A 26,671-nucleotide genomic window follows, 5' to 3' on the forward strand; every position below is an offset into this window, starting at 1 on the left:
CGCGTTGGGAAAAGTGCTACGCTAGTTGGATGAGCACTACCGCACAACCCTTCACCGACCTGCCCCACCTCGCCGATGCACTGCGCACTCTGGGCTATGCGCTGGTGCGCCCGCAGGACGTGGCGCGCCTGGCCGGCTGCCGGCTTGACGACCTGTACGCGCTGGCGCCGAGCTGGGACCAGCTCGAGCCCGATCTCTATCTCAAGGATGGCGGCCATTACCGGCGCCGCCGGCATTCCTGCTTCGTCGACCACGGCGGCGTGCTGGCGCAGGCGCCGCACCGCGCGCACTGGCAGCCGGTCGAGTACAACGCTCTGCACGGCGGGATGCACCGGCTGTTCGAGCCGATCGAAGGCAAGACGGTGGTGCGGCCGGTGTGGAGCAAGCTGCTGCGCGCGCTGGGGGAAGTCTGCTCCGCGGTCAAGGGACGGCAGCCGTGGTACGTGGAGGCGCACCAGTTCCGCATCGATACCACCGAGGGCATCGGCCGGCCGACGCCGGAAGGCGCGCACCGCGACGGCGTCGACTTCGTGGCCGTGCTGCTGGTGGACCGCCACAATATCAAGGGCGGCGAGACGCGCGTGTTCGAGGCCGACGGCCCGGACGGCAAGCGCTTCACGATGCTGGAGCCGTGGACCATGCTGCTGCTCGATGATGCGGCCGTGATCCACGAGTCCACGCCGATCCAGCCGACGGGGCCGAACGGGCATCGGGATACCCTGGTCCTGACGTGGCGGGCCGGGGCTTTCCAGGGCGCGGACGCTCAATAGAAAAATGCACCAACTTGGTGCATTTCCCTCTACAGTTGAACCGTCATTCCCGCGTTCGCGGGAATGACGATCTCTCTTTAGCAAATCATCTGGCACAAAAAAAACCGCCCGCGAACCTTGCGGTTGGCGGGCGAGAATCCAGGTTTTCGGAGAAAACTGGAGGAGACGGTTCCAATATAGTCCGATTTATTGTGCAGTGCAATACGGTAGAACTACTATATTTTTGCCGGACGTCTCCTACGTCCTCACGCCCGCAGCAGCTGGAAGCCGGCGCTCTTTTGCGGCATTGCGGGAAAGATCCGCGCGAGCGCCTTGTCGCCAAGGCGCATATGGCGTTCGGCGGTCTGCGCCAGCACCCAGCGGAAGTCGGTGGTGATCGCCAGGTCACGGCCCTCGTTCAGCGTGGAATCCGTGATGCCCGGCCACTCGCCATACACCTTGCCGCCATTGACGCCGCCGCCCAGCACCCACATCGCATTGCCGTGGCCATGGTCGGTGCCGCCGTTGCCGTTCTCTTTCGCGGTGCGGCCGAACTCGGACATGACGATGATGGTGGTGTTGTCGAACACCGGCCCCAGACGCTGCGCCAGCACCGCCAGGCCCTGCCCCAGCGGCCGCAGGCGATTGGCCAGCTGGCCGGTGCCCGCGCCCTCGTTGGTGTGGGTGTCCCAACCTCCCAGCGCCACGAAAGCCATCTGGATCTTGGGGTCGTTGCGCATCAGCGTCGCCAGGCGCGCGGCGTCGTCAGGGAAGCCGTTGGGCAGCGGCGCGCCGCGGTCCGCCGCCTGCATCTCGTGGCTTTCGGCGGCCTCCATCACTTCCTTGTGCGCGTCCTTGCCGTCCGCGTAGGCGCGGCCGAAGCGCGGGTCGTTGGCATACATCTGGTCGAAGGCGGCGCCGATCTTCGGACGGTCGAGGATGTTGGCCTTGGTGCCGGCGGCGCCGTTGGGCAGGTTGATCGCGGCGGCGCTGCCGGACAGGATGCGCGGCATGACCGGACCGATGCCGAGCAGGCGGCTGGGCGTGGACTGGCCCGGCAGCTGCTGCACCAGGCGGTTCATCCAGCCGTCCGGCGTGCCTTTGTTACCGGGCGTGGCCGACTCCATGTAATCCTGGGCGTCGAAGTGCGAACGGGTGATGTCGGGCGAGCCGCTGGCGTGCACGAAGGCCAGCTTCTTCTCCTGCCACAGCGGCTGCAGGCTGGCCAGCGCCGGATGCATGCCGAAGTAGCCATCGAGGTCGATTGCGCCGTTCTCCGTGCCGGGCTTGGACAGGCCGATGGTGGGGCGCAGGCGCAGGTAGTTTTCGTCGCCGACCGGCGCCACCACGTTCAGGCCGTCGACCGCGCCGCGCAGCATCACCACGATCAGCTTGGCGCCGGTGGGATTGTCGCCGGTGGCGGCCCATGCGCTGCGGCCGACCGGGATCATCAGGCCGGCGGCGCCAAGCGCGTTCAGGAAGTCTCTTCGTTTCATCTTGTTCTCCCGATCAGTGCTGCATGAAGTCCGGGCTGCCAAGCAGCATGGCTGCGCGCAGGTCCGGCGGATTGGAGGCCACCAGGCCGAGGGTGCGCGGCGACAGGCTGCCATCGAGCGTGGCCTGCAGGCGCGCCGGGTCGAGCGGCTGGGCTGCCGCGGCGGCGGCCATCGCGTTGGCGGCCACGGTGTTGGTCACCATCGGCGGATTGGCGGCCGGCGCCACCGCGCCCGCCGGCGGCATCATCTCGCCGTCGGCCATCGCGCGCGCCGGCAGCGCGGCCGATGCGCTCATCGCCTGCCGCTGCTGCTGGTCAGCCAAGGGCCCGGACAGCGCCATGCGGCCGGAGCCGAGCGCGGTGGCGAACGTGATGCGGCGGGTCAGCGCGTCCGGATTGAGCCAGGCTTCCTGCGTGTTCTTGTAGCCGTCTGGCGTCTGGCAGCCATACAAGGGCATGCCGAGTTGGGTCATCGCGCCCAGCAGCGGCTGCACATTGGTGACTTCGACGCCGCTGGCGCGCACCGCCGAGATCACGAACTGGTACGGCGTCTTGAACTTGGCGCCGGCCGTTTGCGGCGCCATGAACTCGTCGCTGGTGAACAGGGTTTTCAGCACCGAGCGGATATCGCCGTTGGTCGCCAGCCAGGTCTTGGCCATGCGGTCGACCAACGCCGGCGGCGGATTGTCGCTGACGAAGTACTGCGCCAGCTGGAAGCTGATGTGGTGGGCGGTGGCCGGATGCACGGCCAGCACGTCGAGCGCCATCTCGCCTTCACGCTGGCCGGACGGCTGCACGGTGCGGCCGAGCCAGGTCTTGACGCCCTGGTCGTGGCGGCGCGGATCGAAGCTGAAGTTCTCGTTGAAGCGCACCATGCGCTGCGGCTGGTAGGTCCAGCCGGTCAGCATGCGCGCCAGCTCGGTCACGTCCTTCTGCGTGTAGCCGCCGTCAACGCCCAGCGTGTGCAGCTCCATCAGCTCACGCGCATAATTTTCGTTCAGGCCGCGCGGTCCCTTGTTGCCGCGCCTGGCCAGCTGCTCGCCGTAGGCGCTGGAGGTCGACACCACGTTGTCGAGGTAGTACAGCATGGCCGGGTGATGGGCGGTGGCGCCCAGCAGCTCGCGGAAGGAACCCATCGCGAAGGGGCGGATCGCGTCGCGTTCGTAGCTGGTGATCAGTGCGCGGTCGACGCCTTTGCCGGCGAAGACGTTGAAGTGGTTAAACCAGAATTCCACCATCACTTCCTGCAGCTGGCGCGGGCTGTCGATCGCGCGCAGCAGGCGGGCATCGGCCGCCTCGCGGTTCATCTTGCCCAGGACCAGGCGCCGCTTCTGCTTCGCGCCCTCGTCCTCGTTGCGCACTTCCTTGCGCAGCTCGTTGAATTGGCGGAGCGCGTCGCCAGCCGACCAGCTGACGGTCTCCAGCGACTTCAGTCGCGCTTCCAGGTCTTGCGGCATGGGGATCGATTCGGGATGCAGCTGGCTGTCGATGTAGCGCTCGACGCCCATCTGCTTGACGCGTTCGACATCGCCCGGGCGGGGACCATAGCCGAGGCGATTGAGCACGTGGACAGCCTGCTGGTCGGTCGCGAGATCCGCCGCCAATAAGGGCGAACTGGCGCACAGCAGCGATACGACGATCAAGGCGGCGGTTCTTTTCATGATGCCGGGTCCTTTAGTTGGGGGTGTTGAATATTTATACATCAGGCAAATAATGCTTCTAGGGTATGGCTTGTTTCAACTGTAAGCAAATGTAACTAAAGCGTAAACATCCTAATTTGATAAACTGTTTGCTTTGTTTTCCTCGTCTACAGCATGCCCTGGCTCGTCACCAAATACCTCATCACAGCCGGCGTCGTCGTGCTGGTCTCCGAAATCGCCAAACGCAGCGACCGGCTGGGCGGCTTCATCGCCGCACTGCCCATGGTGACCTTCCTGGCGCTGATCTGGCTGCACGTTGAAAAGCAGCCCGAGTCCAAGATCGCGAACCATGCCTGGTACACGCTGTGGTACGTGATTCCTACGCTGCCGATGTTCGCGGCCTTCCCGGCGCTGCTGGCGCGGATCGGCTTCTGGCCGACCCTGCTGGCGTGCGCGCTGCTGACGGTGATCTGCTTCGGCCTGTTCGCGCTGCTGGTGCGGCGCTTCGGCATCAACCTACTTTGACGTCCATACACATGACATCGTCCCGACTGAAACCTGCGGCCCTTGCGGTACTCGGCCTGCTCAGCGCCTTGTGCGCGCTGCCGCCCCTGGCTTCCGCCATCGCTGCCGACAACAGCAAGAACGCGCCAGCCAAGCCGGCGTTGACAGTGACGACTGGTGCACCGCAGCAGATGGCGCTGCCGATCCGCTTCGCGGCCAACGGCAATGTCGCGGCATGGCAGGAGGCGGTGGTCGGCAGCGAATCGGGCGGATTGCGCCTGGCCGAGGTGCGGGTCAACGTGGGCGACGTCGTGAAGAAGGGCCAGGTGCTGGCGGTGTTCGCGGCCGAGGCGGTGGACGCCGACGTCGCGCAGGCGCGCGCCAGCCTGCAGGAAGCGCAGGCCAACGCGGCAGCGGCCAAGGCGGATGCCGAACGCGCGCGGGCCTTGAAGGACAGCGGCGCATTCAGCGCGCAGCAGATCATGCAGTACGAGACCACCGAGCGCACCGCGAGCGCGCGGGTGGCGGCCGCGCAGGCGGCGCTGGCGCAGCAGCTGCTGCGCCTGAAATACACGCAGGTGGCGGCGCCGGACAGCGGCATCATCTCCTCGCGCAGCGCCACGGTGGGTGCGGTGGTAGGGGTGGGCACGGAGCTGTTCCGCCTGATCCGCCAGGGCCGTCTCGAGTGGCGCGCCGAAGTCACCGCGTCCGAGCTGGCGCGCATCGCGCCGGGCACGCAGGTGATGGTGAAGTCGGCCGGCGGCAGCGAGCTGGCCGGTCGCGTACGTGCCATCGGCCCCACCATCGATACCCAGACCCGCAACGCGCTGGTCTATGTCGACCTGCCGGTGTCGCTGGCGGCGAATGCGCCGTTCAAGGCCGGCATGTTCGCCAGCGGCCAGTTCGAGCTGGGCACATCGCACGCGCTGACCGTGCCGCAACAGGCGGTGGCGGTGCGCGACGGCTTCTCTTACGTGTTCCGCCTGAACCGCGACCAGCACGTCAGCCAGTTGAAAGTGGCCACCGGGCGCCGCATCGGCGATCGTATCGAAGTAACTTCGGGCCTGGCGCCGGACGCGCAGATCGTGGTCAGCGGCGCCGGCTTCCTCAACGACGGCGACCTGGTACGCAGCGTGGCCGCGCCGGCGCCGGCCGCACTGGCGCGCCGTTGAAAGGGCAGCGATGAATTTTTCCGCGCTCTCGATCAGGAACCCGATCCCGGCGATCATGCTGTTCGCCCTGCTCACCATCGCCGGCCTGCTTGCCTACAAGGCCAACAAGGTGCAGGACTTCCCCGACATCGAACTGCCTATCGTGACCATCACGGCCACGCTGGACGGCGCCGCGCCGGCGCAGCTGGAGACCGAGGTCGCCCGCAAGATCGAGGATTCGGTCGCCACCCTGCAGGGCGTAAAGAATATTTACACCACGGTGCTCGACGGCGTGGCCACCGTCACCGTCGAATTCATTCTCGAGAAGGACACCTCGGAAGCGGTCAACGATGTGCGCGACGCGGTGTCGCGGGTGCGCGCCGACCTGCCGCCGGAGATGCGCGAGCCGACCATCGCCAAGTCGATGACCGCCGGCCGCGTGGTGCTGACCTTCGCCGCGGAAGCGCGCAAGGCGCCGGATGGCGCGGGGCCGGATGACCAGGACCTGAGCTGGTTCGTCGACAACCAGGTGTCCAAGCGCCTGCTCAGCGTGCCTGGCGTGGGCCAGGTCACGCGCGTGGGCGGCGTCAACCGCGAGGTGCGGGTCGAACTCGACGACGCCAGGATGGCGGCGCTGAAGGTCTCGGCGCGCGACGTGTCGCAGCAGCTGCGCGCGGTGCAGCGCGAGGAACCGGGCGGGCGCGGCGACGTCGGCGGCGCCGAGCAGTCGGTGCGCACCATCGCCACCGTGCGCACGGCGCAGGATCTGGCGGCGATGGAGATCCCGCTGGGCGACGGCCGCCACGTGCGGCTGGACCAGGTGGCGAAGGTGAGCGACACGGTCGCCGAACCGCGCGCCATCGCCGAGGAGGACGGGCGCAAGGTGGTCGGATTCCAGGTGTTCCGCACGCGCGGCGCCAGCGAGATCGAGGTGGCGGACGGCGCGCGCGCGGCGGTGGCCGCGCTGCAGAAGGCCCATCCGGAGGTGGTGCTGCGCGAAGTGATCGACAACGCCGCGCCGGTGCAGGAAGACTTCGTGGCATCGATGGACATGCTGTACGAGGGCGCGATCCTGGCGGTGCTGGTCGTGTGGTGGTTCCTGCGCGACTGGCGCGCCACGCTGGTGGCGGCAGCCGCCCTGCCGCTGTCGGCCATCCCGGCCTTCCTCGGCCAGTACCTGTTCGGCTACACGCTCAACGGCGTGACCCTGCTGTCGCTCGCGCTGGTGGTCGGGGTGCTGGTCGACGACGCCATCGTCGAGATCGAGAACATCGCGCGCCACCTCAACATGGGCAAGAGCCCCATGCAGGCCGCGCTGGAGGCGGCCGACGAAATCGGCATGGCGGTGATCGCGACGACCTTCTCGCTGGTGGCCGTGTTCCTGCCGACCGCCTTCATGGGCGGCATTCCCGGCAAATTCTTCAAGCAGTTCGGCTGGACCGCGACGCTGGCCATCCTCGCCTCGCTGCTGGTGGCGCGCCTGCTCACGCCGATGATGGCGGCTTACCTGCTCAAGCCGCGCGCGCACAAGGTCACGGCCGACGGCGCGCTGATGACGCGCTACCTGGGCCTGATGCGCTGGTGCCTGCGCCACCGCCACCTCACCGCGATCGCCGCGGCCTTGTTCTTCATCGGGTCGGTCTCGCTGGTCGCCCTGCTGCCGACCGGCTTCGTGCCGGCCGCCGACCGCTCGCAGACCCAGATCCAGGTCGAGCTGCCGCCGGGGTCCACGCTGGCCGAAACGCGCGCGCTGGCCGAGCGCACGCGCCTGGCCGCGATGCAGGTCAAGGGCGTGACCCACGTGTTCAGTTCCATCGGCGGCGGCTCCAGCGGCGAGGCCTTCCAGCCCGGCGCCGCGGCCGAGGCGCGGCGCGCGGTCCTCACGATCAGCACGGTGCCGCGCAAGGATCGCAGCGAAGCGCTGGAGGACATCGAATCCATGCTGCGTGCGAAGATGACAGAGCTGCCGGGCGCGCGCTTCACGGTCGGCGCGGCCGACACCGGCACCAAGATGGAGATGGTGCTGCGCAGCGAAGATCCGGTGGCGCTGGAAGCGACCGCGCGCGAGCTGGAACGCCAGCTGCGCACGCTCAAGGGCGTCGGCAACATCCATTCCAGCGCGGCGCTGGTGCGGCCGGAGATCATCGTGCGTCCCGATTTCGCGCGCGCCGCCGACCTGGGCGTGACCGCAGCCGCGATCGGCGAGACGGTGCGCGTGGCGACCGCCGGCGACTACGACCTCGCGCTGGCGAAGATGAACCTGTCGGACCGTCAGGTGCCGATCCGGGTCAAGCTGCCGGACGCGGTGCGCGCCGACCTCGATGCGATCGGCCGCCTGACGGTGCCGGGCAAGGCCGGGCCGGTCATGCTGGCGAACGTGGCCACGATCACGCTCGAAAGCGGCCCGGCGCAGATCGACCGCCTGAACCGCGCGCGCGACGTGCGCATGGAGGTGGAGCTGTCCGGCGCATCGCTCGGCGAAGCCAATGCGGCGGCGGCCAAGCTGCCCATCATGCAGCACCTGCCGCCGCAGGTGGAAGCGGCGGACCTCGGCGACGCGCAGGAGATGGAGGGCTTGTTCAACAGCTTCGGCGTGGCGATGCTGATCGGGGTGCTGTGCATCTACGGCGTGCTGGTGCTGCTGTTCACCGACTTCATGCAGCCGGTGACGATTTTAGCCGCGCTGCCGCTGTCGATCGGCGGCGCCTTCGTCGCCCTGCTGCTGACCGGCCGCGCGCTGTCGATGCCTTCGCTGATCGGCCTGATCATGCTGATGGGGATCGTGACCAAGAATTCGATCCTGCTGGTCGACTATGCGATCCTCGCGCGCAAGGCCGGCATGACGCGCTTCGAGGCGCTGGTGGACGCCTGCCACAAGCGCAGCCGCCCGATCGTGATGACCACCATCGCGATGGGCGCGGGCATGCTGCCGCTGGCGATGGGCTGGGCGGGCGACCCCAGCTTCCGCTCGCCGATGGCGATCGCGGTGATCGGCGGGCTGATCACGTCAACGCTGCTGAGCTTGCTGGTGGTGCCGGCGGTGTTTACCTACGTGGATGATATCGAGCACTGGTTTGTGCGCAAGGTGCGCGGGCTGCGGCATGCGAAGGACCATGCCAAGCCGAAAGAGCCGGAGCTGACGCATTGAGCGGTCGAGCAAACGGCGCTGCTTACCTTCACCGCAAAATCCGACTCGTCATTCCCGCGCAGGCGGGAATCCCATTTTTACACAAACCATTTCCGTTTTGATCTGGTGGAGCGCACACAAAATGGGGTTCGCGCCTCCGCGGGAACAACGTTCTGTATGAGTTTAGCGTTACAGTCTGCCCAAACAAAAAGCCCGGCCTGCACGCGCAGCCGGGCTTTTCTACTGCCACTTCTGCTCAATCGCGGCTGCTGCTGAACAGCTTGGCCAGGATGAAGCCGGCGCCGACCGCCATCGCGATCGAAGCGCCCGGGTTGTTGCGGACGTATTCACGGCTTTGCTCCATGACGTCCTGATAGGTGGCGTTGAGCTGGCGCGAACGCTCGCTCATCGATTGCGATGCGCCGCTCAGCATGCCGGACATGCGGTCGACACCCGCATGCGCGCTGTTGGCCAGGCGATCCACCATCGGCCGCGCAGCCGAAGCGGCCTGGTCGATCTTGTTGTGGACCTCGCCGCTGGCGCGTGCCACGGTGTCGCTGCCGTTGCCGGCGCTCATCGAGCCGCCGCTGCTGCCCGACGCGCTCATGCCGCCCGACGAGCCCATGCCCGTGTGCGAGCCGGTGTTGCTGCCCGACGAAAGGCTGGACGAGCTGCTACCCATACCGCTGGTGCTGCCCGACGTGCTCGAAGCGCTGCTGCCACCCATGGAACCGTGGCCGGCGCTGCTGCTGCCCATGGAGCCCGAGCTGCCGGCGGCGCTGCTGCCACCCATCGAACCGGTGCTGCCCGCGGCGCTGCTGCCGACGCTGGTTCCGCTGGAGCTGCCGGCGGCGCTGCTGCGCAAGCCGTTTTGATCCTTACCCAAGCTGCTGCCGGAGCCGACACTGGTGTCGCGTGGCTTTCCCTCGTTCGACTTCTGATTATCCATGATGTAATCCTCGTAAAAATGTAGACCAACGCGGAGTAGACCGAACTTCGACCATCACGCCATTCTTCCTCGATTCCGCGAGAAACAAAACGAAGGCACGAGAGTGACCTGCGCTACATCAATGGGTCGACTCAGTGCTGCCTTGGCTCAAGAAGTGTGTGTTGGCGAGACCAAGACTGCTCAAAAAGTTCCATCGACGGTGGCAGATCACCCCGCCTTTTTGCCGTTGTAAGCTCGCACGCCGCCCGGCGTAGCGAGGCGGAAACGAGATGTCGTCGCCGCAGTAGAAAAAATACAAGGAACGGGACAGCAGCACCGTGCGTTGGATAACAGAGGCCGTGGTTGAGGGCGTTATGCGAAAAAGGCGGGCGCAAAACAAACAACCCGCGCCTCGTGAGAGACGCGGGTTGTGCATTCTGGTGCCGCTGACCGGAATCGAACTGGTGACCTTCGCATTACGAATGCGCTGCTCTACCGACTGAGCTACAGCGGCGAAAGCGAATATTGTAGCAAACAATTCGGGGAAGTTGCTAGCCCGACTGTATTGGTTTGAATTTTGCTTCCACCACCTGCCCTCAAACCGTCGTCCCGGCGCAGGCCGGGATCCATAGAACGCTAGCTACTTCGGTTAGTCAGCATGGATCCCGGCCTTCGCCGGGACGACGGTTTTAAGGTTAAGGGTGGAAAGCCAACGGTGCAGTGCAGCTCACTCGCCGTGATAGCGCGTCACAACCTCCACCTCATTCTTCGACCCCAGGAACACCGGCACCCGCTGGTGCAGCTTGGTCGGCGGAATGTCGAGGATGCGGCCGTGGCCGTCGGTGGCGGCGCCGCCGGCCTGCTCGACGATCATCGCCATCGGGTTCGCTTCATACATCAGGCGCAGCTTGCCCGGCGATGCCGGGTCGCGCAGGTCGGCCGGGTACATGAAGATGCCGCCGCGGTTGAGGATGCGGTGCACGTCCGCCACCATCGACGCGATCCAGCGCATATTGAAATCCTTGCCGCGCGGGCCGGTTTTGCCTTCCAGCATTTCGTCGACGTAGCGCTGCACCGGCGGATGCCAGTGGCGCTTGTTCGACATATTGATCGCGAATTCCTTGGTGTCTTCCGGAATCTTCATGTCGCGCTGGGTCAGCACCCACGAACCCATCTCGCGGTCCAGCGTGAAGCAGTTGACGCCGTTGCCGGTGGTCAGCACCAGCATGGTCTGGGGCCCATAGACCGCGTAGCCCGCCGCCACCTGCGCCGTGCCCGGCTGCAGGAAAGCCTGCTCGGTCGGCTGGCCCATGCCTTCGGGCGCCTTCAGCACCGAGAAGATGGTGCCGATCGAGACGTTGACGTCGATATTGGACGAGCCGTCCAGCGGGTCGAACATCAGCAGGTATTCGCCCATCGGGTAGCGGTTCGGGATCGGGTGGATGGTCTCCATTTCCTCGGAGGCCATCGCGGCCAGGTGACCGCCCCATTCGTTTGCTTCAAGCAGGATCTCGTTGGAAATGACGTCCAGCTTCTTCTGCACTTCGCCCTGGATGTTTTCGGTGTCCGCGCTGCCCAGGATGTCGCCGAGGGCGCCCTTGCCCACCGAGTGGCTGATGGTCTTGCAGGCGCGCGCGACGACTTCGATCAGCAGGCGCAGCTCGGCCGTGAGGGCATTGCTCTGGCGCTGCTGTTCAACGAGATACTGCGTGAGACTGATGCGTTTCATGTACTTCCTTTGCAATGATGAATTAGTTGGCGAGCGCCTTGCTGATCACTTCGCGCACGTCGTTGGACAGTTTTTTCTGGCCATTGACCTGCTGCAGTGCTTTCTTCATATGGGCCTGCAGCACCGGGGCATAGCGGCGCCAGCGGTCCATCGCGCGCGCCAGGCGGCTGGCCACCTGCGGGTTGAGCGCGTCGAGCGCGATCACCTGCTCGGCCCAGAACTGGTAGCCGCTGCCGTCCGGCACGTGGAACTGCACGTGGTTCGCCATGCAGAAGGTGGCGACCAGGCTGCGCGCGCGGTTCGGGTTGCGGATGTTGAAGGCCGGATGCTGCATCAGCGCACGCACGGCGCCCACGTCGGTGGATGGCGCCGACGCCTGCAGCGCGAACCACTTGTCGACGACCAGGGCCTCGCCCTGGAATTCGTCGTAGAAGTCCTGCAGCGCGCCGGCGGCGGACTGTGCGCGGGCGTGGATCAGCGCGCCCAGCGCAGCGGCCTTGTCCGTCATATTGTCGGCCTGCTCGAACTGCTGGCCGGCCAGGTCGATGGCTTCGTTGTCGTCGGTGGCCGCAGCCAGGTAGGACAGCGCCAGGTTCTTCAGCGCGCGCTTGCCGATCGCTTCGGCATCCGGGCTGTACTCGCCCGGGGTCTGGTTGGCGTCGATCGCGGCCATCAGCTCCTTGCGCAGGCGGGTGCCGATGGTGGCGCGCACGAACTGGCGCGCCATGTGGATCGATAGCGGGTGCACCACCTCGGTCTGCTCGGCGATCATGTTCTCGGTCGGCAGCAGCAGGGCCTGCTCGCGGAAGGCGGGATCGAGCGCGTCGTCGGTCAGCACCTTGCGCATCGCGTCGACGAAGGTGTCGTCCAGCTGCATGCGGCTGCCGGCGGTAACGTCGGCGGTCAGCTTGAGCAGGCGCTCCATCGCCAGCCGCTGGCCGGCTTCCCAGCGGTTGACCGGGTCGCTGTCGTGGCTGAACAGATGCAGCAGGTCTTCGTCGCGGTAGTCGTATTCCAGCACCACGGGCGCCGAAAAGTCGCGCAGCAGCGACGGCACCGGCAGCTCCGGCACGTTCGTGAAGCGCCAGCTCTGCTCCGCTGCGGTCAGCTCCAGCACGGCCGTGTTGCCGCGCGGTTCGCCGTCGATCACGAGCGGGATGTCGCGCCCGTCCCGGCCGACCAGGCCCACCGCGACCGGGATGTGGAAGGGCAGCTTGTCCGGCTGGCCAGGGGTCGGCGGGCAGGATTGCGACAGGGTCAGTTCGACCGTCTTCGCAGCGGCGTCGTAGCGCATCGCGGCGCGCACGCGCGGGGTGCCGGCCTGGCTGTACCAGCGCTCGAACTGGGCCAGGTCGCGGCCGTTGGCGTCGGCCATCGCGCGGCGGAAATCGTCGCACTCCACCGCCTGGCCGTCGTGGCGCTCGAAGTACAGATCCATGCCCTTGCGGAAGCCCTCGCGGCCCAGCAGGGTCTGGTACATGCGCACCACTTCGGCGCCTTTTTCGTACACCGTCACCGTGTAGAAGTTGTTGATCTCGACGAAGCTGTCCGGGCGCACCGGATGCGCCATCGGGCCCGCGTCCTCTGGGAACTGGACCTGGCGCAGCGTGCGCACCTGGTCGATGCGGTTGACCGCGCGGCCGCTGTCGGTGCCGACCATGTCGCCCGAGAATTCCTGGTCGCGGAACACGGTCAGGCCTTCCTTCAGCGACAGCTGGAACCAGTCGCGGCAGGTCACGCGGTTGCCGGTCCAGTTGTGGAAATATTCGTGGCCCACCACCGCTTCGATCCCCTGGAAGTCGAGGTCGGTCGCGACGCGCGGATTGGCCAGCACGTACTTGGTGTTGAAGATGTTCAGGCCCTTGTTCTCCATCGCGCCCATATTGAAGTCGCCGGTGGCGACGATCATGAAGCGGTCCAGGTCCAGCTCCAGGCCGAAGCGCTCCTCGTCCCAGCGGATGCTGCGCTTGAGCGACTGCATCGCGTAGTCGGTCTTGTCGAGGTTGCCCTCCTCCACCCACACCTGCAGCAGCGCGGTGCGGCCGTCGGCCAGCTTGAACTTTTCTTCCTGGCAGACCAGGTTGGACGCGACCAGCGCGAACAGATAGGACGGTTTGGGGAAAGGATCTTCCCACTTGGCGTAATGACGGCCGCCGGGCAGTTCGCCCTCCTCGACCAGGTTACCGTTGGACAGCAGCACCGGGTAGCGTTGCTTTTCGGCACGCAACATTACCGTATATTTCGCCATCACATCCGGGCGGTCCGGGAAATAGGTGATGCGGCGGAAGCCTTCGGCCTCGCATTGGGTGATGAAGTTACCGTTGGATACGTATAGGCCGGATAAGGCCGTATTCTTTTCCGGGGCGCAGATGGTTTCGATTTCCAGCACCACGTCTTCGGGCGCATTCGGGATGCGCAGCAGGTTGCCGTCAATACGGTAATCGCGCTTGCCGAGTGTCTTGCCATTCACACGAAGTGCTACAAGATCAATTTCCTCGCCGTACAATTCAATCTCGCGCTGACCGCTCGCGGGATTGCGCCGCATGGTCATCCGGTTGGCGACGATGGTTCGGGCAGGGTCGAGGTCGAAGCCGAGTTCCACTGTGTCAACAAGGTAACTCGGTGCGGTATAGTCCTTCCGGTAAATGGTCAGGGGCGTATCGGTGCGCATGGTAGTGTCCGCTTGAACAAGTGGTGGGAGTGAGGCGCTTATTTTACCAACAGCCGTTTTCTCAACATTGTTTGATACCGTGTATCGCAATGTAATCGGGCTGTAACTGGCGGTAAATGTACCTGCGAACAGACAAACCGCGGCCTATGCTGCATATTGAACAAGTACAGATGGTATTTGGAGAACACAAAATGAAACGCTTACTCATCCTTGTTGCAGCCAGCATGACGCTGCTGCTGGCAGGCTGCGCCACCACGGTGAGCAGCCATGTGACCACCTTCAACCAGTGGCCGGCCCAGCTTTCGGACAAGAGCTACGCCTTCGAGCGCGTGGCGCCGCAGCAGGATTCGCTGGAACTGCACAGCTACCAGGAACTGGTGCGGGCACAACTGGCCCAGCTCGGCTTTCACGACTCCGGCGCCGACAAGCCGGCGCTGCTGGTGTCGATGCGTTTCATGACGACCGACGTGCCGGTGCGCGTGCTGCAGGCGGCCGATCCGTTCTGGACCGGTCCCTACCCCCGCTTCTACTCGCCGTATCGGCGCTACTGGGGCGGCTGGTATGGCCCGTATGACCCGCTGTGGGGGCCGCCGTACTCGACCCGCATCGATCACCAGTACCACCGGGTGCTGCATGTGACGATCCGCTCGGCTGCCGATGGCAAGCGCTTGTTTGAAGTGACGGTGAAGAACACCAGCGACGAGGAGTCGACCCCGGCCATCATGCCGGCCATGGTGCAGAGCGCGTTCCAGAATTTCCCGGGGCCGAACGGTGGGTCGAGGGTGATCGAGTTGAAACAGCAAAGCCAAGGCTGAAGGTCGGTTTCGCTTGGTGGGGTCCAGCTTGCGCGGACCCCATTTTTTTATTGTTTGCCCTAAAACCGTCGTCCCCGCGCAGGCGGGGACCCATGCTGAGTTAGCAGGCCTGCGGCGCTGCCTTTCGACGGAGCTGATGGTCTATGGGTTCCCGCCTTCGCGGGAATGACGGTTTGGCGATAACAATGACGGAGCGGCGCCGCTGCTCTTGCGCCGCCCCCGCCTTACGCCAGGTAGGCTTCGGACAGGAACGTCACCGCCACGATGGCCAGCACCGCCAGCGCCAGCACGATCAGCAGGCGGCCGAACTTCGGCGTGCCGACCTCGGGCTCGGACGGCAGGTCGTTGTTATCGTCGCTGAACTCTCTCATGGCAGCAGCACCGTCGACCCGGTGGTCTTGCGCGACTCCAGCGCGATGTGCGCCTGCGCCGCGTCCGCCAGCGCAAACCGCTGGTTGACCTCGATCTTCACCTTGCCGCTGGAGATCATCTGGAACAGGTCTCCCGCCGCCGCCTCCAGCTCCGTCCGCGTGGCGACGTAGGCGCCAAGCGAGGGCCGGGTGATGAACAGCGAGCCGCGCGAGGCCAGCTCGCCCAGCGAGAACGGCGGCACCGCGCCCGAGGAATTGCCGAAGCTGACCATCAGCCCCAGCGGCTGCAGGCAGTCGAGCGAACGGGTGAAGGTGTCCTTGCCGACCGAGTCGTAGACGACGGGCACTTTTGCGCCGTTGGTAATTTCCATCACGCGCTGGACGATGTCCTCGGTGTTGTAGTTGATCACGTGCGCCGCGCCGTGCGCCTTCGCCAGTTCCACTTTTTCATTGGACCCCGCGGTGCCGATCAGGTTCGCGCCGATGGCGCGCGCCCACTGGCAGGCGATCAGGCCGACGCCGCCGGCGGCCGCGTGGAACAGCACCGTCTCACCGGCCTTGAGCTGGTGGGTGCGGTTGAACAGGTACCAGACGGTCATGCCTTGCAACATGCCGGCGGCCGCGGTCTCGTACGAGATGTCGTCCGGCAGCTTCACCAGGATGTCGGCCGGCATCACACGCAGCTGGCTGTAGGCGCCGTTGGGACGGCCGGCATAGGCCACGCGGTCGCCCGGCTTGACGTGGCTGACGCCCTCGCCCACCGCCTCGACCACGCCCGCGCCTTCCTGGCCCAGCCCGGACGGCAGCGGCATCGGGTACAGGCCGGTGCGGAAGTAGACGTCGATGAAGTTCACGCCGATCGCATGCTGGCGCACGCGCGCCTCGCCCGGGCCCGGCTCGCCGACCTCGACGTCGACGTATTCCAGTACTTCCGGGCCGCCATTCTTGCTGAGGCGGATTGCCTTGGTGTGCATCTCAAGCTCCCTTCGAATGATCTTTCCGCGCCTGCGCCTGCAGCTGGGACAGCACCAGGTGGGCGCTGGCGAGGTTGGTCGCGCATGCCACATTGTGCACGTCGCAGGCGCGCACCAGCGCGTTGATGTCCGGTTCGTGCGGCTGCGGCGTCATCGGGTCGCGCAGGAAGATCACGGCATCGATCAGGCCGTTGACGAGCTGGGCGCCGATCTGCAGGTCGCCACCGAACGGCCCCGAATGCTTGCGGTCGACCGTCAGTCCCAGCTCGTTGGCCAGGCGGCCGCCGGTGGTGCCGGTGGCGGACAGCTGACAGCCGCGCAGGAAGTCGATGTACTCGGCTGCCAGCGTGATCATGTCGTCCTTCTTTTGGTCGTGCGCAATCAGCGCAATACGAGGTTTCATCTTTGGTCCTTATTTTTTTAACGACAGCATATAAATTCCCCCAAGCACCAACGCCGTGCCCGCCAGCTGCACCGCGGTGATCGCTTCGCCCAGCACGATGGCCCCGAGGAACAGGGTCGACACCGGACCGATCATGCCAGCCTGCGAGGCCGTGGCCGCACCGATGCGCTGGACTGACACCATGGTCATGAAGACTGGGAGAATAGTACAAAAAATACCATTGGCGAGCGAGAGCCAGTAAACCGGCATCGGCTGCACCAGCATGGCGGCCGGGCGCAGCAGGAAGAATTGCGCGATGCAGGCCACGCTCGACACGCACATCGCATACGACACCAGGCGCAGCGATCCGATGCGCCTGACCATTTCGCCCGATCCCAGCAGGTACACCGCATAGCTCGACGCCGAACCGAGCACCAGCAGCGAGCCGATCACGGTGCTGCCCGCGCCGCCGTTCAGGTCGTGCACGAACACCAGCACGATGCCGCAGTAGGACAGGGCCAGCGCCAGCCACTCGGCGCGGCTGATGCGGCGCTTGAAGAAAAATCCGGTGATCAGGAGGACGAAGGTCGGCGTCAGGAACAGGATCAGCCGTTCGAGGCCAACCGAGATGTATTGCAGGCCGAGGAAATCGAGGAAACTCGACAGGTAGTAGCCGACCAGGCCGAGGCCGACGAGGCGCCAGCGGTCGCTCCACGACAGCGGCGCCGCGGTGCGCATCTTCCACAGCGCGACCGCCGCAAACACCGGCAGCGAGAACAGCATCCTGAACGCGATCAAAGTGACCGCGTCCATGTGGTAGCGATACAGCAGTTTGGCGAGAACGGCCTTCGTCGAAAACAGGACGGCGCCGGCAACCGCGATGGCGAGACCGGCGACAAGCGCGGAACGTGGCAAGGAAACAGCAGGTACGGCGGCTTGCGTGGTAGTCATCCAACGATTGTATTCGGAAACGGCAGAGCCCGTCGGAGGCGGGCCTGAACGCGCCCCGCTCTGGCGTGTCCAACCTGGGCACTCGTCCAGATCGAGGAGAACAACACATGAACCGCCGCCCCGAACATGCCAGTGTCACCGCCGTTCCCGAGAACGTGGGATTCGCAACTACATTCGGTAATACACAGACCGTCGTTCCCGCGCAGGGGCCAGGCGCCCCCCGGAGAACCCCATTTTGCCCGCGCGGCCACCCAACTGCGCCGGGACCGCGCACATGACCACCCTCACCCCCGCGCCCGCCAGGCCACGCCGCCCCGGCGCCGAACGTCCCGTCGTCACCGTCTGGGTCGCCGTGCTGGTCGCCCTGTGCTGGACCTGTCTGCTGTTCCGCACGGCGCGCATGGGCGCCATGCCGGCGGCGCTGGACGCGCCCCTGCCGCCGCCCTACCGCCGCGCCGAGCTGGCCCTGTTGTTCGGCATGTGGGTCGCCACCGTGTGGGCCACCATGCTGCCCGCCACCACGCCCTCGGTGGTGCTGTTCGCGCGCGTCAACCGCCTGTACCACGCGGTCCGCCGGCCCTATCTCGCCACCGCGCTGTTCATGTTCGGCTACCTGTTCTCCTGGACCGTGTTCGGCGCCGCCTCCACCCTGGCCCAGTGGGCCCTGCACGATGCCGGGGCGCTGGACAACGCGCTGGCCGTCACCAACTCCACCGTCGCCGGGCTGGCGCTGGTGGCGGCCGGCGTCTACCAGTGGACCCCGGCCAAGCAGGAGAGCCTGGCGCATTGCCGCGCCCCGCTCGCCTTCGTGCTCACCAACTGGCGGCGCGGCCCCTGGGGCGCGTTCCGCATGGGCGTCACGCACGGCCGCTATTGCGTCGGCTGCTGCTGGCTGCTGATGGTGCTGCTGTTCGCCGCCGGCCTCACCAACCTGGCCGCCGCGGCCGGCCTCGCGCTGCTCGCGATGGCCGAAAAGCTGGCGCCCGGCGGGGCCTGGATCGCGACGCTGGGCGGCCTCGCGCTGGTCGCGTGGGGCACCTTGCTGCTGTTTCCCTAAGAGGTAGTTTCAAAATGAGTGCAGCGAGGCGCAGCGACGAAGACAGTGCACCTGCACGGCGAGGAGCTGCAACGACGCTGCGGTCATTTTGAAACGACCTATAAACCTTTCCCGGCGGTTTTGCAAGAGGGCGGCTATGTTAGAATGTCGGCCACTTCTGTAATACCGTCTAAGGAATCCCGAACATGGCTGGACACAGCAAATGGGCCAATATCAAGCATAAAAAAGCCGCTACCGACGCCAAGCGTGGCAAGATCTGGACGCGCCTGATCAAGGAAATCACCGTGGCGGCCCGCATGGGCGGCGGCGACATCACCTCGAATCCGCGCCTGCGCCTGGCGGTCGACAAGGCGGCCGACGCCAACATGCCGAAAGACAACGTGCAGCGCGCAATCCAGCGCGGCGCCGGCGGCCTGGAAGGCGTCAACTACGAGGAAGTCCGCTACGAAGGCTACGGCATCGGCGGCGCGGCGATCATCGTCGACTGCATGACCGACAACCGGGTCCGCACCGTGGCCGAAGTGCGCCACGCGTTCAGCAAGTTCGGCGGTAATATGGGCACCGAGGGTTCGGTCTCCTTCATGTTCAAGCACACCGGCCAGTTCCTGTTCGCGCCCGGCGCGAACGAAGACGCGCTGATGGAAGCGGCGCTCGAAGCCGGCGCCGAAGACGTGGTGGCGGACGAGGAAGGCGGCTTCGAGGTGCTGTGCCCGCCGAACGACTTCGCGCACGTGAAGGACGCGCTGGAAAAAGCCGGCTTCAAGGCCGATTCCGCCGAAGTGATCATGAAACCGGACGTCGAGACCGTCTTTACCGGCGAAGACGCGCAGAAGATGCAAAAACTCCTGGACGCGATCGAAAACCTCGACGACGTGCAGGAAGTCTATACCAACGCCGTGATCGAAGAGTAAGCAGCAAGCGAAAGCATCGTATGAAGATTTTGGTAGTCGGCTCGGGCGGCCGCGAACACGCACTGGCGTGGAAACTTGCCCAATCCGAGCGTATCCAGATGGTGTACGTCGCACCGGGCAATGGCGGCACCGCGCGCGACGCGCGCCTGAAGAACATCGACATCACCGACCCGGCCGCGCTGGCCGACTTCGTGGTGGCCGAGCACATCGGCCTGACCGTGGTCGGGCCGGAAGCCCCGCTGGCGGCCGGCATCGTCAACCTGTTCCGCGCGCGCGGCCTGAAGATTTTCGGCGCCACCAAGGAAGCGGCGCAGCTGGAAAGCTCGAAGGACTTCGCCAAGGCCTTCATGGAGCGCCACGGCATCCCGACCGCGAAGTACCAGAGCTTCACGGACGCCGCCCAGGCCCACGCCTACGTCGACGCCAACGGCGCGCCGATCGTGATCAAGGCCGACGGCCTGGCCGCCGGCAAGGGCGTGGTGGTGGCGATGACGCTGGAAGAAGCGCACCAGGCGGTCGACCACATGCTGTCGGATAACCGCTTCGGCGACGCCGGCGCGCGCATCGTGATCGAAGAATTCCTGGACGGCGAGGAAGCCAGCTTCATCGTCATGTGCGACGGCAAGAACGTGCTGCCGCTGGCCACCTCGCAGGACCACAAGCGCCTGAAGGACCACGACCAGGGCCCGAACACCGGCGGCATGGGCGCGTATTCGCCGGCGCCGATCGTGACGCCGTCGATGCACGCCCGCGTGATGCGCGAGATCATCAACCCGACCATCCAGGGCATGCTCAAGGACGGCATCCAGTACACCGGCTTCCTGTATGCCGGCCTGATGATCGACGCCCACGGCAACCCGAAGACGCTGGAATTCAACTGCCGCATGGGCGATCCGGAGACGCAGCCGATCATGGCCCGCCTCAAGAGCGACCTGGTGAGCGTGATGGAACACGCCGTCAACGCCACCCTCGACGCGGTCGAGCTCGAATGGGACCGCCGCACGGCGGTGGGCGTGGTGATGGCGGCCGAAGGCTATCCGGACCGCCCGCGCAAGGGCGACGTGATCGACGGCATTCCGGCCGAAACGCCGGAGTCGGTCACCTTCCACGCCGGCACCACGGTGGCGGATGGCAAGCTGGTCACCAGCGGCGGCCGCGTGCTGTGCGTGGTGGGGCTGGGCGACAACGTCAAGATGGCCCAGAAGCAAGCCTACGACGCGGTCGACCAGATCCACTTCAACGGCGCCCAGTTCCGCCGCGACATCGGCTGGCGCGCGACGAAGTAAGCGCGGCCCGATACCTGTAAAAGAAAGAGAACGTCATTCCCGCGCACGCGGGAATCCCATTTTTTGCACGCAGCTCGGCTGCTCATGAGAAATGGGGTTCCCGCGTGCGCGGGAACGACGTTCTCTCCTCTTGTTTTTGTAACCCACTGGCGGCGCAGTGTACAATCTGCCCTCATTTCCCTTTGCACAAACACCCGATGTCCACCCCCAACCCTGCCGCCATCAAGGCCTGGCTGCTCGACCTGCAAGCGCGCATCGTTGCCGCGCTTGAGGAAGTCGACGGCAACCCCTTCCTGCGCGACAGCTGGGAACGGCCGGAGGGTGGCGGCGGCATTTCGCGCCTGATCGAAGAAGGCAATGTGCTGGAACGCGGCGGCGTCAACTTCTCCCACGTCACCGGCAAGAGCCTGCCGCCATCGGCGATGGCCTCGCGTCCGGAACTGGCCGGCCGCGCCTGGGAAGCGATGGGCGTGTCGCTGGTGATCCACCCGCGCAATCCCTACGCACCGACGGTCCACATGAACGTGCGCTTCTTCGAAGCCACGGCCGAAGGCCAGGAACCGGTGTGGTGGTTCGGCGGCGGCATGGACCTGACCCCGCACTACGGTTTCGAGGAAGACGCGCGCCACTTCCACCAGACCTGCTTCGACGCTGTCGCACCCTACGGCGATGAGCTGCATCCGCGCTTCAAGAAGTGGTGCGACGAGTACTTCTTCCTCAAGCACCGCAAGGAACCGCGCGGCGTGGGCGGCATCTTCTTTGACGACTTCAACGAGCTTGGCTTCGAGCAGTCGTACGCGATGGTGCGAAGCGTCGGCGACAGCTTCATCGACGCCTACCTGCCGATCCTGAAGCGCCGCATCGACACCGCCTACGGCGAGCGCGAACGCGACTTCCAGGCCTACCGGCGCGGACGCTATGTCGAGTTCAACCTCGTGTGGGACCGCGGCACGCACTTCGGCCTGCAGTCGGGCGGGCGCACTGAAGCGATCCTGATGTCGCTGCCGCCAATCGTCAAATGGCGCTACGACTGGCATCCGCAGCCCGGCAGCGAAGAGGCCAGGCTGTATTCCGATTTCCTGGTGCACCGGGACTGGCTGGAGAAGTGAGCCTTTGCATCGCCCTGCTGGGTGGCAGCTTTGACCCGGTACACATCGGCCACGTCGCACTGGCCGAGCTGTTCGCCGATTTGCTCCAACCGGACCAGCTGCGCATCGTCCCCGCCGGACGGCCGTGGCAGAAGTCGAAGCTCGAGGCTTCCGACGCCGACCGCGTCGCCATGCTGGAGTGCGCGTTTCGCGGCGCGCCCTTCCCGGTGACGATCGACCTGCAGGAAGTGGAGCGCAAGGGCGCCACCTACACCATCGACACGCTGCGCAAGGTGCGCGGCGAGCTGGGGCCGGAAGCGTCGATCGTGTTCCTGATGGGCGCCGACCAGCTGCAGAAGCTGGACACCTGGCGCGAGTGGCAGGCCCTGTTCGGGATCGCGAACATCGGCGTCGCCGCGCGGCCGGGCTACGAACTGGCGGCCGACAAGCTGCCTGCGAACGTGACGCGCGAACTGGCGCCGCGCCTGGCCAGCCCCGCCGAGGTGCGCGCCAGCCCGGCGGGACGGGTCTGCCTCGCGCACACGCTGGCGGTCGATATCTCGGCCACCGCGGTGCGCGACGCGATTCGCCACGGGGATAGCGCGAACGATCTGGTGGCACCGGTGGTGCTAGACTATATTCAACAACATCATTTATACAAGAGCTAATGGACATCAAAAAACTGCAGACGCTGGTGGTTGACGCACTCGAAGACGTCAAGGGCCAGGACATCGTCCTGTTCGACACCACCCACCTCACCAGCCTGTTCGACCGCATCGCCGTCGTCTCGGGCACCTCGAACCGCCAGACCAAGGCGCTCGCCGCATCGGTGCGCGACAAGGTCAAGGAAAGCGGCGGCGACGTGGTCGGCCTCGAAGGCGAAGACACCGGCGAATGGGTGCTGGTCGACCTCGGCGACATGATCGTCCACATCATGCAGCCGGCCATCCGCCAGTACTACCGCCTCGAAGAAATCTGGGGCGACAAGCCGGTCAAGCTGGGCGCGGCCAAGCGCAAGTCGACCGCCGAAGGCAAGGAAGCGGCCGAGCCGAAGGCCAAGTCCAAGCACATGGCGGCCAACAAGGACGAGCCGGAAGCGAAGCCGGTCAACGAGCGCAAGCCCGCTGCGCGCAAAGCCGCGGCCACCAAAACCACCGCCGCGAAGAAACCGGCCGCGCCGAAAGTCGCCGTCGGCAAGACCGTGAAGGTTGCGCCGTCCAAGACCGCGCAGGCCGAAGTGAAGGCCAAGCGTGCCGCGAAAGCCGCCGCTTCGGAAGCGGAACCGCCGAAGAAAGTCATCCGCCGCATCGTGAAGAAGGCCGCTGCCGAGTAAGCCCTCGATGCAGCTCATCATCGCCGCGGTCGGCCACAAGATGCCGGCCTGGATCGAGACCGGTTTCACCGAGTACGCCAAGCGCATGCCGCCCGAGCTGCGCATCGTGCTCAAGGAGATCAAGCCGGTTGAGCGCTCGGGCAGCAAGACCGCGGCCACCGCGATGGCGCTCGAACGCGAGCGCATCGAAGCCGTGCTGCCCAAGGGCGCCCGCATCATCGCGCTCGACGAGCGCGGCAAGGACGTCACCAGTGTCGGCCTCTCTGCCATGCTGCAGCAGTGGCAGCAGGACGGGCGCGACACCGTATTCCTGATCGGGGGCGCCGATGGCCTCGATCCCGAACTCAAGGCCCGCGCGGAAGGGCTGGTCCGCATCTCGAGCATGACCCTGCCGCACGGGATCGTGCGCGTGATGCTCGCCGAGCAGCTGTACCGCGCCTGGTCGATCACGCAGAACCATCCCTACCACCGCGTCTGACGCCATGCCCACCAAACCGCACGACAAGAAAATCTACCTCGCCTCCAAGAGCCCGCGCCGGCGCGAACTGCTGCGCCAGGTCGGCGTGGAGTTCGAACTGCTCATGCTGCGCAACGATCCGGCGCGCTGCGTGGACGTCAGCGAGGATGAGCGTCCGGGCGAGAATCCGCACGAATATGTGGCGCGCGTGGCCATGGAAAAAGGCGCGTTCGCGTGGAACGTCCTGCAGATGCGCCGCGCACCGCTGCGGCCCGTGCTGTCGGCGGACACCACCGTCACCATCGACGGCATCATCCTCGGCAAGCCGGCCAATCCGGACGAAGCGTTCGAGATGCTGGGCCGCCTGTCCGGCCGTACCCACCAGGTGCTGACCTCGGTGGCGGTGCACCACAACCACATGGCCGAACAGGTCACGCAAGTCTCGAACGTGCGCTTCGCGCAGCTCTCGCCGGCGCAGATCAAGGCCTACTGCGCCTCGCCCGAACCCTACGACAAGGCCGGCGGCTACGGCATCCAGGGCCTGGCGGCGCTGTTCGTCGAACACATCGAAGGCAGCCACTCGGGCATCATGGGCCTGCCCCTGTTCGAAACCGCGGCCCTGCTGCGCAAGGCCGGGCTGCCGCTGTAATCCTTCAGTCCCGGAACAGCGCGCCGAAACCGGCCACTGCTTCCGCCACGTCCGGCGCCAGGTAGACGCTGCTGATCGCGGCCACCATGTCGGCGCCACGCGCCACCAGCGGCGCCGCATTCGGCGCGGTCATCCCGCCGATCACCACCACCGACACCGGCAGTTCGGCCTTCGCCTGCGTGACGATGTCGTGCGGGGTCGTGACCGGGTACTTCTTGACCACCGACGGGTAGAAGCCGCCGAAAGCCACGTAGCTCGCGCCGCTGCGCTGGGCCGCGCGCGCCAGTTCGATGTCGCCATAGCAGGAGGCGCCGACGATTTTTCCCGCGCCAAGGGTGCGCCGCACGTTCGCGACTCCATCATCGGTGGCGCCGACGTGCACGCCGTCGGCATCGATGTCCTGGCACAGCGCGACGTGGTCATTGATGACCAGCGGCGTGTCATGCAGGCGGCACAGGGCCAGCAGCGCGCTGGCCTGCTCGCGGCGCAGCGCCAGCGACGCATCCTTGTGGCGGTACTGCACCAGCGCGGCGCCCGCCTGCAGCGCGCGCCCCGTGCACACCAGCAGCTTCTCCGTGTCGTCCCAGTTGGGCGTGACCAGATAAAGACCTCGCATCATGATTCCTTCGTGAGTATGGGTTGGCGCATCGGGATGCGCTGGCCTGTCGCGATCGCATACGACTGCGCCAGCGCGGCATGGGTGTAGCGCTGCGCATTCTCCAGCGCGTCGGCCATGGCTTCGCCCAGCGCGAGCCGGGCGGCGATCGCCGAAGCCAGGGTGCAGCCGCTGCCATGGAACTGTCCCGGCAGGCGCGGCCAGCTCCACTCGCGCATCCCTTGCGCGCTGTGCCAGCGGTTGACGACGGTGGCGCCGTCGGCATGGCCGCCTGTGACCAGCACATGCGGACAGCCGCTGGCGCCCAGCGCCGCCGTTTCCGGCAGGTTCGGCGCCAGCACGGTGGCCAGCGGCAGCAAGGGCTCCAGCGCGGACAGCGCATTGCCGCGCGCCAGCGGGTCGCCATGCCCGCTGGCCAGCACCGGGTCCAGCACCACGGGCAGGCCGGGAAGCTGTTCGCGCAGGCGGCCGATCACCCGCGCGATGGCGGCGGCGTTGGCGCGGCTGCCGGGAATCCCCAGCTTCACCGCGCGTACCGGGATGGCGGCCGCCAGCAGCGCCGCCTGCCGTTCGAGCAGGGCCGCGTCCACCGGCACGACCTCATGCACCCGGTTGTTGTCCTGCACCGTCAAGGCGGTGACCACCGGCAGCGCATGCGCGCCCTGCGCGGCGATCGCCTCGATGTCGGCGCTGATGCCGGCCCCGCCCGACGGATCCAGCCCGGCGAACACCAGCACTGCCGGGCGAACCTGCTCCATCAGGCCAACCGTCCGGCCATCGGCGACGACGGCGAGGCCGCGAACTTGCGCGGCATGCGCCCGGCCAGCCAGGCTTCGCGGCCCGCCTGCACCGCGAGGCGCATCGCACGCGCCATCCGCACCGGATCCTGCGCGTGCGCGATCGCGCTGTTCATCAGCACGCCGTCGCAGCCCAGTTCCATCGCGATGGCGGCGTCCGACGCGGTGCCCACGCCGGCATCCACCAGCACCGGCACCTTGGCCTGCTCGATGATCAGCGACAGGTTCCACGGATTCAGGATGCCCATGCCCGAGCCGATCAGCGAGGCCAGCGGCATCACGGCCACGCAGCCGATCTCCTCCAGCATCTTGGCCTGGATCGGGTCGTCGCTGCAGTAGACCATCACGTCGAAACCATCGCGCACCAGCGTCTCGGCGGCGGCCAGCGTCTCCGGCATGTTCGGGAACAGGGTGCGCTCGTCGCCCAGCACTTCGAGCTTGACCAGCTTGCGCCCGCCCAGCAGCTCGCGCGCCAGCTGCAGGGTGTAGACCGCATCCTTGGCGTTGTAGCAGCCCGCGGTGTTCGGCAGGATGGTGTAGCGGTCCGGCGGCAGCACGTCCAGCAGGCTGGGCGCGTTCGGGTCCTGGCCGATGTTCACGCGGCGGATCGCCACGGTGACGATTTCCGCGGCAGCCGCCACGGTGGCTTCGCGGGTCTGTTCGAGGTCGCGGTATTTGCCGCTGCCCACCAGCAGGCGCGATTGATATTCGGTGCCCGCGATGATGAGCGGGCGGTCTTCACGTTCGGTTGTCATTCCAGTGTCCATTCAATGTGTTGGGCGAAGGCCTCAGCCGCCGCCGATTGCGCGCACCAGTTCCACCTTGTCACCCGCGTTGAGCTGGTGCTCGCGCCAGCGCGGGCGCGGCACCACCTGGCGGTTGACCGCCAGCGCCACCATGTGGTCGGCCACGCCGAGCGAATCAGCCAGCTCGTACACGGTGCGCCCTTCGAAGCGGTGCGCTTCGCCATTCAGTTCGATGTCAGGCATG

At 66.3% G+C, this 26,671-nt stretch carries 27 protein-coding genes and 1 tRNA gene; 14 read left to right on the plus strand and 14 right to left on the minus strand.

All coding sequences use genetic code 11. The annotated features are described in order from the left end of the window. Window positions 1–29: 29 nt before the first annotated feature. Entirely contained in the window at window positions 30–770 is a 741-nt protein-coding gene (locus tag NX778_RS09710; RefSeq protein ID WP_258811524.1) for a 2OG-Fe dioxygenase family protein, read from the plus strand. Window positions 771–1,015: 245 nt separating this feature from the next. On the opposite strand, the gene NX778_RS09715 is transcribed toward NX778_RS09710, so the two are convergent. Next, complete coding sequence (locus NX778_RS09715) at window positions 1,016–2,245, minus strand: DUF1501 domain-containing protein (RefSeq protein WP_258811525.1); 1,230 nt, start codon at window positions 2,243–2,245, stop codon at window positions 1,016–1,018. A gap of 13 nt (window positions 2,246–2,258) precedes the next feature. Continuing rightward, window positions 2,259–3,905, minus strand: a complete 1,647-nt coding sequence (locus NX778_RS09720) for a DUF1800 domain-containing protein (protein ID WP_258811526.1) — start codon at window positions 3,903–3,905, stop codon at window positions 2,259–2,261. A 153-nt stretch (window positions 3,906–4,058) separates the two neighbouring features. Here NX778_RS09720 and NX778_RS09725 point away from each other — a divergent pair, with 153 nt between their 5' ends. Genes NX778_RS09725 through NX778_RS09735 form a run of 3 tightly spaced genes read left to right on the plus strand, consistent with a single transcriptional unit; the run spans window position 4,059 to window position 8,687 of the window. Then, window positions 4,059–4,409, plus strand: coding sequence for a DUF3147 family protein (locus tag NX778_RS09725; RefSeq protein ID WP_258811527.1), 351 nt, complete (start codon window positions 4,059–4,061; stop codon window positions 4,407–4,409). 11 nt (window positions 4,410–4,420) lie between these two features. Next, window positions 4,421–5,560 carry an efflux RND transporter periplasmic adaptor subunit gene (locus NX778_RS09730; RefSeq protein ID WP_258811528.1) on the plus strand — a complete coding sequence of 380 codons (1,140 nt, stop codon included), beginning with the start codon at window positions 4,421–4,423 and terminating at the stop codon, window positions 5,558–5,560. 10 nt (window positions 5,561–5,570) lie between these two features. Continuing rightward, a complete protein-coding gene (locus NX778_RS09735; RefSeq protein ID WP_258811529.1) occupies window positions 5,571–8,687 on the plus strand; it encodes an efflux RND transporter permease subunit in 3,117 nt (1,038 codons plus the stop codon). 235 nt (window positions 8,688–8,922) lie between these two features. Here the strand turns inward: NX778_RS09735 and NX778_RS09740 are convergent, their stop codons facing one another. Further along, window positions 8,923–9,291: a hypothetical protein gene (locus NX778_RS09740; RefSeq protein WP_258811530.1), complete on the minus strand. Its 369-nt coding sequence runs from the start codon at window positions 9,289–9,291 to the stop codon at window positions 8,923–8,925. On the opposite strand from NX778_RS09740, the gene NX778_RS09745 reads away from it, so the two are divergent. Further along, complete coding sequence (locus NX778_RS09745) at window positions 9,290–9,541, plus strand: hypothetical protein (RefSeq protein WP_258811531.1); 252 nt, start codon at window positions 9,290–9,292, stop codon at window positions 9,539–9,541. The two genes, NX778_RS09740 and NX778_RS09745, sit on opposite strands and share 2 nt — an antisense overlap. A gap of 491 nt (window positions 9,542–10,032) precedes the next feature. On the opposite strand, the gene NX778_RS09750 is transcribed toward NX778_RS09745, so the two are convergent. The 3 genes from NX778_RS09750 to pepN all read right to left on the minus strand — a co-directional run bounded on the left by NX778_RS09750 (window position 10,033) and on the right by pepN (window position 13,994). Then, a tRNA-Thr gene (locus NX778_RS09750) sits at window positions 10,033–10,108 on the minus strand. A gap of 213 nt (window positions 10,109–10,321) precedes the next feature. Further along, the gene (locus tag NX778_RS09755) at window positions 10,322–11,323 is read right to left on the minus strand and encodes a class 1 fructose-bisphosphatase (RefSeq protein ID WP_258811532.1); all 1,002 of its coding nucleotides are present in this window, start codon (window positions 11,321–11,323) and stop codon (window positions 10,322–10,324) included. A gap of 22 nt (window positions 11,324–11,345) precedes the next feature. Beyond that, entirely contained in the window at window positions 11,346–13,994 is a 2,649-nt protein-coding gene (pepN, locus tag NX778_RS09760) for an aminopeptidase N (protein WP_258811533.1), read from the minus strand. Window positions 13,995–14,185: 191 nt separating this feature from the next. On the opposite strand from pepN, the gene NX778_RS09765 reads away from it, so the two are divergent. Then, complete coding sequence (locus NX778_RS09765) at window positions 14,186–14,809, plus strand: DUF4136 domain-containing protein (RefSeq protein WP_258811534.1); 624 nt, start codon at window positions 14,186–14,188, stop codon at window positions 14,807–14,809. Between the two features lie 224 nt (window positions 14,810–15,033). Here the strand turns inward: NX778_RS09765 and NX778_RS09770 are convergent, their stop codons facing one another. The 4 genes from NX778_RS09770 to NX778_RS09785 are packed head-to-tail and all read right to left on the minus strand — an operon-like array spanning window position 15,034 to window position 17,487. After that, window positions 15,034–15,180: a hypothetical protein gene (locus NX778_RS09770; RefSeq protein WP_258811535.1), complete on the minus strand. Its 147-nt coding sequence runs from the start codon at window positions 15,178–15,180 to the stop codon at window positions 15,034–15,036. Beyond that, entirely contained in the window at window positions 15,177–16,154 is a 978-nt protein-coding gene (locus tag NX778_RS09775) for a quinone oxidoreductase family protein (protein ID WP_258811536.1), read from the minus strand. The genes NX778_RS09770 and NX778_RS09775 overlap by 4 nt, the downstream gene beginning before the upstream one ends. Window position 16,155: 1 nt before the next feature. Next, on the minus strand, window positions 16,156–16,557 hold the full coding sequence (locus tag NX778_RS09780) for a methylglyoxal synthase (protein ID WP_258811537.1): 402 nt from the start codon (window positions 16,555–16,557) through the stop codon (window positions 16,156–16,158). 9 nt (window positions 16,558–16,566) lie between these two features. Next, on the minus strand, window positions 16,567–17,487 hold the full coding sequence (locus NX778_RS09785; RefSeq protein WP_258811538.1) for a DMT family transporter: 921 nt from the start codon (window positions 17,485–17,487) through the stop codon (window positions 16,567–16,569). A 274-nt stretch (window positions 17,488–17,761) separates the two neighbouring features. Here NX778_RS09785 and NX778_RS09790 point away from each other — a divergent pair, with 274 nt between their 5' ends. The 8 genes from NX778_RS09790 to NX778_RS09825 all read left to right on the plus strand — a co-directional run bounded on the left by NX778_RS09790 (window position 17,762) and on the right by NX778_RS09825 (window position 24,268). Further along, window positions 17,762–18,544, plus strand: a complete 783-nt coding sequence (locus tag NX778_RS09790; protein WP_258811539.1) for a DUF2182 domain-containing protein — start codon at window positions 17,762–17,764, stop codon at window positions 18,542–18,544. Window positions 18,545–18,729: 185 nt separating this feature from the next. Continuing rightward, window positions 18,730–19,455 carry a YebC/PmpR family DNA-binding transcriptional regulator gene (locus NX778_RS09795; protein ID WP_258811540.1) on the plus strand — a complete coding sequence of 242 codons (726 nt, stop codon included), beginning with the start codon at window positions 18,730–18,732 and terminating at the stop codon, window positions 19,453–19,455. 20 nt (window positions 19,456–19,475) lie between these two features. Beyond that, window positions 19,476–20,741, plus strand: a complete 1,266-nt coding sequence (gene purD / locus NX778_RS09800) for a phosphoribosylamine--glycine ligase (protein ID WP_258811541.1) — start codon at window positions 19,476–19,478, stop codon at window positions 20,739–20,741. A gap of 197 nt (window positions 20,742–20,938) precedes the next feature. Beyond that, window positions 20,939–21,850, plus strand: a complete 912-nt coding sequence (gene hemF, locus NX778_RS09805) for an oxygen-dependent coproporphyrinogen oxidase (RefSeq protein WP_258811542.1) — start codon at window positions 20,939–20,941, stop codon at window positions 21,848–21,850. Further along, window positions 21,847–22,497, plus strand: a complete 651-nt coding sequence (locus tag NX778_RS09810) for a nicotinate-nucleotide adenylyltransferase (RefSeq protein WP_258811543.1) — start codon at window positions 21,847–21,849, stop codon at window positions 22,495–22,497. Before hemF ends, NX778_RS09810 begins: the two co-directional genes overlap by 4 nt. Next, a complete protein-coding gene (gene rsfS, locus NX778_RS09815) occupies window positions 22,497–23,162 on the plus strand; it encodes a ribosome silencing factor (protein WP_258811544.1) in 666 nt (221 codons plus the stop codon). Before NX778_RS09810 ends, rsfS begins: the two co-directional genes overlap by 1 nt. Window positions 23,163–23,169: 7 nt before the next feature. Then, window positions 23,170–23,640, plus strand: coding sequence for a 23S rRNA (pseudouridine(1915)-N(3))-methyltransferase RlmH (rlmH, locus tag NX778_RS09820; RefSeq protein WP_258811545.1), 471 nt, complete (start codon window positions 23,170–23,172; stop codon window positions 23,638–23,640). A 4-nt stretch (window positions 23,641–23,644) separates the two neighbouring features. Then, window positions 23,645–24,268 (plus strand): Maf family protein, encoded by a 624-nt coding sequence (locus NX778_RS09825; RefSeq protein WP_258811546.1) that lies wholly within the window; start codon window positions 23,645–23,647, stop codon window positions 24,266–24,268. A gap of 4 nt (window positions 24,269–24,272) precedes the next feature. Here the strand turns inward: NX778_RS09825 and thiE are convergent, their stop codons facing one another. Genes thiE through thiS form a run of 4 tightly spaced genes read right to left on the minus strand, consistent with a single transcriptional unit; the run spans window position 24,273 to window position 26,670 of the window. Next, window positions 24,273–24,884 (minus strand): thiamine phosphate synthase, encoded by a 612-nt coding sequence (gene thiE / locus NX778_RS09830; RefSeq protein ID WP_258811758.1) that lies wholly within the window; start codon window positions 24,882–24,884, stop codon window positions 24,273–24,275. After that, on the minus strand, window positions 24,884–25,642 hold the full coding sequence (thiD, locus tag NX778_RS09835) for a bifunctional hydroxymethylpyrimidine kinase/phosphomethylpyrimidine kinase (protein WP_258811547.1): 759 nt from the start codon (window positions 25,640–25,642) through the stop codon (window positions 24,884–24,886). The genes thiE and thiD overlap by 1 nt, the downstream gene beginning before the upstream one ends. Next, window positions 25,642–26,436, minus strand: a complete 795-nt coding sequence (locus NX778_RS09840) for a thiazole synthase (RefSeq protein WP_258811548.1) — start codon at window positions 26,434–26,436, stop codon at window positions 25,642–25,644. Before NX778_RS09840 ends, thiD begins: the two co-directional genes overlap by 1 nt. Before the next feature lie 33 nt (window positions 26,437–26,469). Next, on the minus strand, window positions 26,470–26,670 hold the full coding sequence (gene thiS / locus NX778_RS09845; RefSeq protein ID WP_258811549.1) for a sulfur carrier protein ThiS: 201 nt from the start codon (window positions 26,668–26,670) through the stop codon (window positions 26,470–26,472). Between the last annotated feature and the right edge of the window lies 1 nt (window position 26,671).

This window comes from Massilia terrae (genome assembly GCF_024753145.1).
GTDB classification, from domain to species: Bacteria; Pseudomonadota; Gammaproteobacteria; order Burkholderiales; family Burkholderiaceae_D; genus Telluria; species Telluria terrae.

Bases quoted from the DNA above. Each gene is read 5' to 3' on its own strand.
- NX778_RS09710 (WP_258811524.1), top strand. From the start codon at position 30: ATGAGCACTACCGCACAACCCTTCACCGACCTGCCCCACCTCGCCGAT.
- NX778_RS09715 (WP_258811525.1), bottom strand. From the start codon at position 2,245: ATGAAACGAAGAGACTTCCTGAACGCGCTTGGCGCCGCCGGCCTGATG.
- NX778_RS09720 (WP_258811526.1), bottom strand. From the start codon at position 3,905: ATGAAAAGAACCGCCGCCTTGATCGTCGTATCGCTGCTGTGCGCCAGT.
- NX778_RS09725 (WP_258811527.1), top strand. From the start codon at position 4,059: ATGCCCTGGCTCGTCACCAAATACCTCATCACAGCCGGCGTCGTCGTG.
- NX778_RS09730 (WP_258811528.1), top strand. From the start codon at position 4,421: ATGACATCGTCCCGACTGAAACCTGCGGCCCTTGCGGTACTCGGCCTG.
- NX778_RS09735 (WP_258811529.1), top strand. From the start codon at position 5,571: ATGAATTTTTCCGCGCTCTCGATCAGGAACCCGATCCCGGCGATCATG.
- NX778_RS09745 (WP_258811531.1), top strand. From the start codon at position 9,290: ATGCCCGTGTGCGAGCCGGTGTTGCTGCCCGACGAAAGGCTGGACGAG.
- NX778_RS09740 (WP_258811530.1), bottom strand. From the start codon at position 9,291: ATGGGCTCGTCGGGCGGCATGAGCGCGTCGGGCAGCAGCGGCGGCTCG.
- NX778_RS09755 (WP_258811532.1), bottom strand. From the start codon at position 11,323: ATGAAACGCATCAGTCTCACGCAGTATCTCGTTGAACAGCAGCGCCAG.
- pepN (WP_258811533.1), bottom strand. From the start codon at position 13,994: ATGCGCACCGATACGCCCCTGACCATTTACCGGAAGGACTATACCGCA.
- NX778_RS09765 (WP_258811534.1), top strand. From the start codon at position 14,186: ATGAAACGCTTACTCATCCTTGTTGCAGCCAGCATGACGCTGCTGCTG.
- NX778_RS09770 (WP_258811535.1), bottom strand. From the start codon at position 15,180: ATGAGAGAGTTCAGCGACGATAACAACGACCTGCCGTCCGAGCCCGAG.
- NX778_RS09775 (WP_258811536.1), bottom strand. From the start codon at position 16,154: ATGCACACCAAGGCAATCCGCCTCAGCAAGAATGGCGGCCCGGAAGTA.
- NX778_RS09780 (WP_258811537.1), bottom strand. From the start codon at position 16,557: ATGAAACCTCGTATTGCGCTGATTGCGCACGACCAAAAGAAGGACGAC.
- NX778_RS09785 (WP_258811538.1), bottom strand. From the start codon at position 17,487: ATGACTACCACGCAAGCCGCCGTACCTGCTGTTTCCTTGCCACGTTCC.
- NX778_RS09790 (WP_258811539.1), top strand. From the start codon at position 17,762: ATGACCACCCTCACCCCCGCGCCCGCCAGGCCACGCCGCCCCGGCGCC.
- NX778_RS09795 (WP_258811540.1), top strand. From the start codon at position 18,730: ATGGCTGGACACAGCAAATGGGCCAATATCAAGCATAAAAAAGCCGCT.
- purD (WP_258811541.1), top strand. From the start codon at position 19,476: ATGAAGATTTTGGTAGTCGGCTCGGGCGGCCGCGAACACGCACTGGCG.
- hemF (WP_258811542.1), top strand. From the start codon at position 20,939: ATGTCCACCCCCAACCCTGCCGCCATCAAGGCCTGGCTGCTCGACCTG.
- rsfS (WP_258811544.1), top strand. From the start codon at position 22,497: ATGGACATCAAAAAACTGCAGACGCTGGTGGTTGACGCACTCGAAGAC.
- rlmH (WP_258811545.1), top strand. From the start codon at position 23,170: ATGCAGCTCATCATCGCCGCGGTCGGCCACAAGATGCCGGCCTGGATC.
- NX778_RS09825 (WP_258811546.1), top strand. From the start codon at position 23,645: ATGCCCACCAAACCGCACGACAAGAAAATCTACCTCGCCTCCAAGAGC.
- thiE (WP_258811758.1), bottom strand. From the start codon at position 24,884: ATGCGAGGTCTTTATCTGGTCACGCCCAACTGGGACGACACGGAGAAG.
- thiD (WP_258811547.1), bottom strand. From the start codon at position 25,642: ATGGAGCAGGTTCGCCCGGCAGTGCTGGTGTTCGCCGGGCTGGATCCG.
- NX778_RS09840 (WP_258811548.1), bottom strand. From the start codon at position 26,436: ATGACAACCGAACGTGAAGACCGCCCGCTCATCATCGCGGGCACCGAA.
- thiS (WP_258811549.1), bottom strand. From the start codon at position 26,670: ATGCCTGACATCGAACTGAATGGCGAAGCGCACCGCTTCGAAGGGCGC.